The following is a 7,961-nucleotide window of genomic DNA, read 5'->3' on the forward strand; positions in this document are numbered from 1 at the left end:
TGCAGTTGTATTATTCTATAATTAAATTCTCTTCGAAAGTGAAGAATTGATTTTTCATACCCTCTTTTATGATATTCCCGAGATACTTTTCTCTGTCGTATTGTATTGTTAACTGCAGTTTGTTAAGGTATTCCCTCGTTGCTGCCGAAAAAACAACAAAGTCATTTTCGTTTTTGTCGTACGCTCCGTATTTATTATGTCCGATAGTAAAATCTTTGGAATCTTTTTTAGTTTCTTCGATATAATCTCTAAACGTTTCGTCATCTAATTTTGTAAAATATACTTTGTTTGTTTCGAAAGCGTTAATTACATTCTCTATAGTGAATTCATTCTCATAATTTAAATGAAAAGTATCCAGAATTTGATTTTCAACAAGGGAAAGTTGGCAAATAACACGAGCCAAAACGTCTACAGGAATCAATTTTATGTTGGCCTCTGATTTCAAAAATTCATCAGAATAACTTGCAATTTTAGAAAGTGTCAGTAATTTTAAATACATGAGGTTTTTATTCATATCTCCCTGTAAAACACCATTGACATAGTCTCCTCCTACATTCGAAAGACGAAAGACGTTTGTCTTAATTGAACTCTCATTATTTCTGATATATCCTTCAGCCATCAGTTTAGAGCCCATATGAATAAAATGAGTCGTATCTTGCCCTAAGTTTACATCCGTTTCATAAAATGCTTTTATTTCTTCAGGCATTGATTTTCCAACTATTCCAATTGTAGAAACATAATTAAAGTATTTTATATTATTTGAAACCGACCAATCAAAGATGTTTTTTGTACCTAAGTAATTTATATGTTCTTCGAGATTTGGCTTTCCAACAAAAGAAGGGGTTCCTGCTACGTGGTATACTGCATCTAATTCTTTCAATAAAGAGATTCCTTCTGCATTAAGCATCAAATCTTTTTGACTTAGGTCACCAACTACGACCTTGATTCTTCCATGGTTATTTATATTGAAATTCTTTTCGAATACCTTCCAAAATCTGTCATTCGCTTGTTTAATATCTGCCCCTCTGACTAAACATATTATGTTAAAATCAGTAGTTTCTAATAGCTCTTTGGCTAAATATGACCCCACCTGTCCTGTAGCTCCGGTAATTAAAACATTTTTACAGTCAATTTTTTTAGGCACTTCGCTCTTTTGTATCTCATTGATCAAAGAGTCATATTCTTCCTGTCTTATTTTTTGAGGTTTTATAAACTTCTTTTCATCACTTTTTTCAAGAACCACTAGTTCATTCATTCTTTCAAATAGTACTTCTGCAATCTTTTTTACAGTTGAAAAACTAAATATTTCCTCGTAATTAATATAAGCTTTCTTGAATTCTTTTTCGAGTTCTGCTAACATATCCAATCCGGTCAAAGAGTCACCTCCTAAATTGAAGAAATCATCATTTTCATTTATTTCATCTTCTATTTCCAAAATGGTTTTCCATATTGCCTTTATCTTACTTTGTAGTTCTAAAAGACTGTATTGATTCGTTTTTATCTGTTTCTCTACTAATTCTTTTTTCTCAACTGCATCTTTTTCAACACTAATTACAGGCATTGTATTTTTAGGCCAAAATCTTTTCGTTTTATAAATTGGTAAATGAAAATCGTGCAAAAACACAGATGGGTTTTTAGTTTTTAATGGGTTTTTATCTGCTCTTAACAAACTCTCATACAAGACAAATCGATCTTTTTTATTTAATCTTCCCTTTATATATGCTACCTCTTTCTTATTTTCAAATTTTAAAAAATGATCCTCTTTACAGAAATTAATAATTATCACTTTTTCTTCTCCATGATTCTTAGAAATATATTCATTGAATCCTGCATAATTGAAATCATTCTCATTCTCCTTTATTAGATTTGGATTTTCAATTATAGCTTGAGGAGATAATTCATTGTTTAACATTTTTTGAATAATTCCATCGCCCTTTTTACTTATCACGCGAACATTATTTTCTAAAACTGCTAGTAAATACTTGTATAATACGTATTGAAATAAAACGCTTATCGTTTTACTCTCCTGCAAAGTTTCAGGTAAATGCTGCTTCCCTACATACTTATCCCAAGATGATTTTATAAGTATATTTTCCTCAAGAATTTCGTTTACTGTTTCAATATCATAAGAAATGAGTTCTAAATCCAGTAACATATAAGTACTTTTTGATGTTACAGCACTTTCTTCCGGACTATTAAGTTTAGCAATAAGCTCTGCAGTATTAGAAAAGGTTAATGCCGTTTTATATTTAGCATTCTTATATATTCCGTTTATTTTAGTACTAAAACTTGATAGATTAACCTCTTTATTATTTTCAAGATGCTCTACTATATACCTTTTTAGATCCTCTAATCTCGGTTTTGTATTCTCGCTTAGTTGTATGAAATTAATTTGGGAATTAGAAACTGGGAGTGGATTCTTTTCTTGATGAGACAATACCATATGTATATTGGTACCTGTTAGTCCATAGCTGCTAACTCCTCCTATTCTTTTTCCGTTGTTAGATTCCCAATATTCAGATTCTCTTTGTACTTTAATTACACTATCCTCTTCATCTATATGTTCATTTGGTGTTGTAAAATTTGCTTGTGCAGGGATAATCTTGCTATTCAATGCAACAATTAATCTTAACAAACCTGCCATACCTGACATCGTATCTAAATGTCCTATTTGAGCTTTAATTGAGCTTATTTTACAATTAGATTCTACTATTTCTTTTTCAGTAAATGCTTCATTAATTCCGCTAAATTCTATCGGGTCACCCAATATGGTTCCCGTACCATGAGCTTCAATAAATTTTATATCCTCAGGATTTATGTTTGCATTTTCCCATGCTTTTATAATAACATCTTTTTGCGCCTCTACACTAGGAGCCGTAAGACTCGATATTCTTGCTCCGCCATGGTTAATGGCGCTACCTTCTATCGTGGCATAAATTGTATCTTTATCTTTTTCAGCATCTTCCAATCGCTTTAAAACCATAAAAATAATTCCTTCGCCATTTAGCATCCCGTCAGCATCCTTATCAAATGGCCTACATTCGCCTTTATTTGATATTACGACAAAATTTTCAGCCCTTTCTTTTGATATAGCACCTAATTTTACACCTCCAACTATGGCCATGTTGCATTCTTCCTGTTTTAAAGCTGAGCATGCATTGTGTATTGAAACCAAAGAAGAAGAGCAGGTTGTATTTACAGATACAACTGGTCCCCTTAGATCCAAGAAATTTGCCAGGCGCGTTGCTTCAATCCCCGGAAGCGCATCAAAAAAATCATACTGCCCACCTAAAAAGTTTGTATACTGTGAACTTGCCGTAGAGAAAAAGATTCCAGTATTTGATTGTTTAATATCATTTTCTGTATATCCGGCATCATAAAATGCTCTGAGGGCATACGACATGAAAAATCTATGCTCTGGAAACATTTTTGTTGCCTCTCTTTCTGTTACATTGAAATACTCGTTGTCGAACAGGTCTATTCGTTTCAAGAAACTTCCAATCCCCATCTCTACAGGACCAAATTGATTGTGAATATCTTGTAGTCTTTCGGAAGACAAAGCTCCAATACTTGTTTCTTTATTTTTTAATGATTGGGATAATTCAGACCAGTTTTTAATTCCCGGCAATTCAAATGAAATTCCTATAACAGCTATTGATTTGTTCATTATATGTAAACTTTTTAGGTGTTTTGTATGATTCTATATAAAACTTATGTCTCTATTTTTAGATTAAAACTTTAAGACATCTACATTTTCTTCAACCTCTTCTGATTCATTCAACTCTTGATTTATAGCATAAGAAAGGTCTTCAATTGTATTATATTTAAACAAATCAATAATACTTATCGAAACATTCATTTTTTTCTTCAAAAGACGTCTAAGCCTCACAACATTTAAAGAACTACCACCAATTTCAAAGAAATTATCTTTCACCCCTATTGGAGTTCTGTTCAGAATTTCTTCCCAGATTTCAACTAATTCTTTTTCAGTATTGTCTCTTGGTGCTAAGTAATCTATCTTCGATGTCAATTCAGACTGGTCAATATTCAAAAGAGATTTCTTATTTATTTTACCATTAGATGTTAGTGGCATCTTATCTATTTGCACGAAATAAGCTGGGACCATAATTGCAGGTAAACTTTTCATTAAAAAATTTCGCAATTCTGAACTATTCTGTTCGCTTTTTGAAGTAACATAAGCAATCAGTTCTTTATTACCGTCATTTAATTCTCTGTCAATTACGGCAACTTCATCAATATCTGATTTCTTCGCAAGTTGATATTCGATTTCTCCTAATTCTATACGATGACCTCTTATCTTGACTTGTCCATCTTCTCTGCCAAAAAACTCAATCGTTCCGTCTGGTAACCATCTTGCTAAGTCGCCGGTATTATATATTTTTTCACCTTTATCAAAAGGGGAATCTATAAATCTTTCCTTAGTAGTTGTTTCTTGATTATAATATCCTCTTGAAAGCCCTTTACCTCCAATATATAATTCTCCTTTAACATTGATAGGACATAACTTTCTTTCCTTATTCAATATATAAATACGGGTGTTAGCTATTGGTCTACCTATGCTGTTCTCTTTTTCAGATTCTACTTTACAGAAAGTTGACCAAATAGTTGTCTCTGTAGGACCATACATATTATAAATAGTTGCATCAGTCAGTTCAAGTGCTTTCTTCTTTAATTTCTCTGAGAAAAACTCTCCTCCAACAATCAAATTCTTAATCGATTTCAAAAATTTGTGAGATTCTTTATCCTCTATTAAAGCGCTTAAATAAGAAGGCGTTATTTGCATGGATGTTATACCTTGATCTTTAGAAGTATTTCCTTTTGAATTAAATTCATTTTTCAACTCCGTTAAATGAGTCAATCCTTCCATTACTTTTTCATTCTCTATTCCAAAATCGATTAAACAACCTATTTCTGTAACGCCTATATTATGAAGACTATTAAGTATTTTTCTACAATTTTCTTTTGTACCAAAAAGAGCAGAAGTATTCCAATATCTTTCAAAAACCATTTCTAATAAGTCTTCTAATTCTTTTTCTTCAATAGTAGTTTCTTCAACTACTAATCCGTTTAAAAGATTTTTTAGCAATCCTACGCTTGATCTCAAATAGTTTTTAAATGGTTCTTTCACTATTTCCTTTATACTATCCATGTCATTGCCCACATAGGCATGAAGCATTACTGTAATTTTGGCTTTTTCTACATCATGTCCATTATTCACCAATTCTTCTTTATAGGCTTTTATGTTTTTTTCCAAAACTTTGATGTCTTGCCCCAAGAGATGTGTTAACAGATTAGCTCCAATTTTACCTGCATTTTTAAAAGTTTCTACACTTCCTGAAGAAGTAATCCAGATTGGAATTTCTTTTTGAATTGGTTTAGGATAAATATTTAATTCAACTTCATTTCCTACTCCATTAATTCTTTTAACAGAACTCCCTTTCCATAAGTCTTTAAGCTCTTCTATTTGGTCAAACATAATTGAATGACGGTTTGTATAATTTTCAGGTTTAAACACAAAATCATCTGCATGCCAACCTGAAGCTATTGATAATGCGACTCTACCTTTCGATAAATTATCAACAACCGACCATTCTTCAGCAACCCTGATGGTATCATGAAGAGGTAAAACCACACTTCCGGAATGTATTTTAATATTTTTTGTGATCGTTGCTATAGAAGCACCTAATAGGGACGGATTTGGGAATATCCCTCCAAACTCATGAAAATGTCTTTCCGGAATCCAAATCGCACTAAAATCATTTTCATCTCCAAATCGAGCAGAATCCATAAGGAGTTTATATTTATCATCTCCATCAGCATCTTGACTTGCAAAATAGAACAAACTAAAGTCCATTTTTTTATCATTCTGAAGAAGATTATCAAAATCGTAAAAATCTAAATTATCCTGCTTAATTGTAGTTTTTATACCATTACACAAAGTCCAGAACAATTCTAATATTGAGATATCAAATGATATTGATGTTACCGCAAGTAAATGATCTGATTCATTTATTTTCAGCGCGTCATTCATGCCTAATATAAAATTTGTAAGGGCTGTATGTTCAATCATTACCCCTTTAGGTTCACCTGTTGAACCAGAAGTGTAAATCATATAGGCCAGACTATTTTCATCTATAGACTGTATCTCGTATTTAGTAGCATATTTCTCTTTTTCAATAATAAATTGCTCAAGCATTTTAGAATCGATAATGATTTTGCAGTTACTATTTTCCTCCATATAGGCGATACGGTTTTCCGGATAAGTAGGATCAATTGGTACATATGCTCCTCCTGATTTCCAAACCGCCAAAATGGTTATAACTAACCATTCGCTTCTATGTAACTTAATTCCAACTAAATCATCCTTATTTATTTTATTGCCTTCATTTAAATAATTAGCAAATTGATTAGAAATAACATCTAACTCTTTGTATGAATACACTTTATCATTGATAATTAAGGCTTCTTTTTCAGCATTCTTATTAAGCTGTTCTACAAATAAATCAATAACCGATAAAGAGAAATCAATTTTCTTATCTGTTTTATTAAAGTCATTTATTAGTTTTTCCTTTTCTTCCAAAGGTAAAATACTGTTGCTATCTATCTTGTCTGAAGGGGAGTTCAAATAGCAATCTACAAGTTGTTCAACAAACTGATGAATTTTATCTAATGTAATTCCGGACTTAATCTTTTTCATCAACCTGTATTCAAAAATCAACAACTTGTCTGTTGATTCAATTACATTTAAATCTAAAAATGTATTGGTAGCTTCATATGATTTTAATTTAAGACTTCCATTTTGATCAAACTCATTAATTCTAGATTCCGGAACGGACATTTCTCCATATACATGGAAATCTATATAGTTGAAAATAACATCAAAAAATGGGTTTTCGGTTCCTACTCGTTCTCCTGTTATTTTAGAGATTTCATATAATGTAGATCTTCCTTTTGTTTTTAATTCGGTTATCTGAGCCTCAATCCCTTTAAGGTACTCTAACCAAGTAGCTCCTTTAAAGTCTTTAAAATCCATTTTTACTGGTATCGAATTTAAAAAACATCCCAAAATCTTTTCTCCATCTTCCTTAACCGGTCTGTTATTCGATATTAACCCTACAACAAAATCTTCTTCTATTGTCAGCATACTCAATGCATAAACATAGGCTCCAAATAAAACATTTATATAAGTAAGTCCATCTTTTAATGATCTTACTTTAATTCTTTCAACCATTTTTTGATCAAATTCTCTTCGAATAACATCAAAAATAACTTCCTCAGATTTTGAAAAAATATCTAACCTTTTATATTCTTTTAATTTCTCTTTCCAGTAATTAATTGTGTTTATATTCGTTTTTTCAGCTATTTCTTCAACTACTGCATCTTTAAAAGTAGTTTTTAGCATTTGAGGTTTGTGGTTGATGTCTACTTCCAGTTGAAAATATAATGTGAATAATTCAGCATTAAAAGAAGCCAAACTCCATCCATCTAAAATAGCGTGGTGAAATTGGAATATATAGATACTATTGTTCTCGTTAATATTAAAAACATTAATGCGCCACAAAGGAGCCTTTTTGAATTCAAAAGGTCTTTTAAGCTCATTCTTCATAAAGTCCTTAATGAAAATCTCCTGGTCTTTAGCGTCTTTTGATGTTATATCTTCAAAAGTAACATCCTCTACAATTTCACTATAAACTATTTGTACTTCGTCACTGTAATTATCTAAATCGAAAGCTGTTCTTAAGATAGAGTGCTTTTGTACCATTAACGAAATTGCTTTCGAAAAAACATCAGGGTTGATTTTTGGTATGTGAAATACAAACTGATCATGATATATCGTTTGCTTATCATTCATTATTGATAGTAATACCATTCCCTTTTGTATATCTGTCATCGGATATACATCTTCCATTTTACTTTTTTCCATTTTTTATTATATAATT

Annotated in this window: 2 protein-coding genes and 2 pseudogenes; all 4 read right to left on the reverse strand. The window is 31.3% G+C overall.

Going from position 1 to position 7,961, the window contains the following annotated elements:
• Nucleotides 1-10 precede the first annotated feature (10 nt).
• On the reverse strand, nucleotides 11-3,667 hold the full coding sequence (locus tag LNP23_RS19455; protein WP_230002491.1) for a beta-ketoacyl synthase N-terminal-like domain-containing protein: 3,657 nt from the start codon (nucleotides 3,665-3,667) through the stop codon (nucleotides 11-13).
• A 63-nt stretch (nucleotides 3,668-3,730) separates the two neighbouring features.
• Nucleotides 3,731-5,875, reverse strand: coding sequence for a MupA/Atu3671 family FMN-dependent luciferase-like monooxygenase (locus LNP23_RS23005; RefSeq protein ID WP_428979180.1), 2,145 nt, complete (start codon nucleotides 5,873-5,875; stop codon nucleotides 3,731-3,733).
• A 93-nt stretch (nucleotides 5,876-5,968) separates the two neighbouring features.
• Nucleotides 5,969-6,463 (reverse strand): annotated as a pseudogene (locus LNP23_RS23010) (AMP-binding protein); the annotation flags it as partial.
• A gap of 129 nt (nucleotides 6,464-6,592) precedes the next feature.
• Nucleotides 6,593-7,945 (reverse strand): annotated as a pseudogene (locus LNP23_RS23015) (condensation domain-containing protein); the annotation flags it as partial.
• Nucleotides 7,946-7,961: the final 16 nt, after the last annotated feature.

This window comes from Flavobacterium cupriresistens, from assembly GCF_020911925.1.
Classification (GTDB): Bacteria; Bacteroidota; Bacteroidia; order Flavobacteriales; family Flavobacteriaceae; genus Flavobacterium; species Flavobacterium cupriresistens.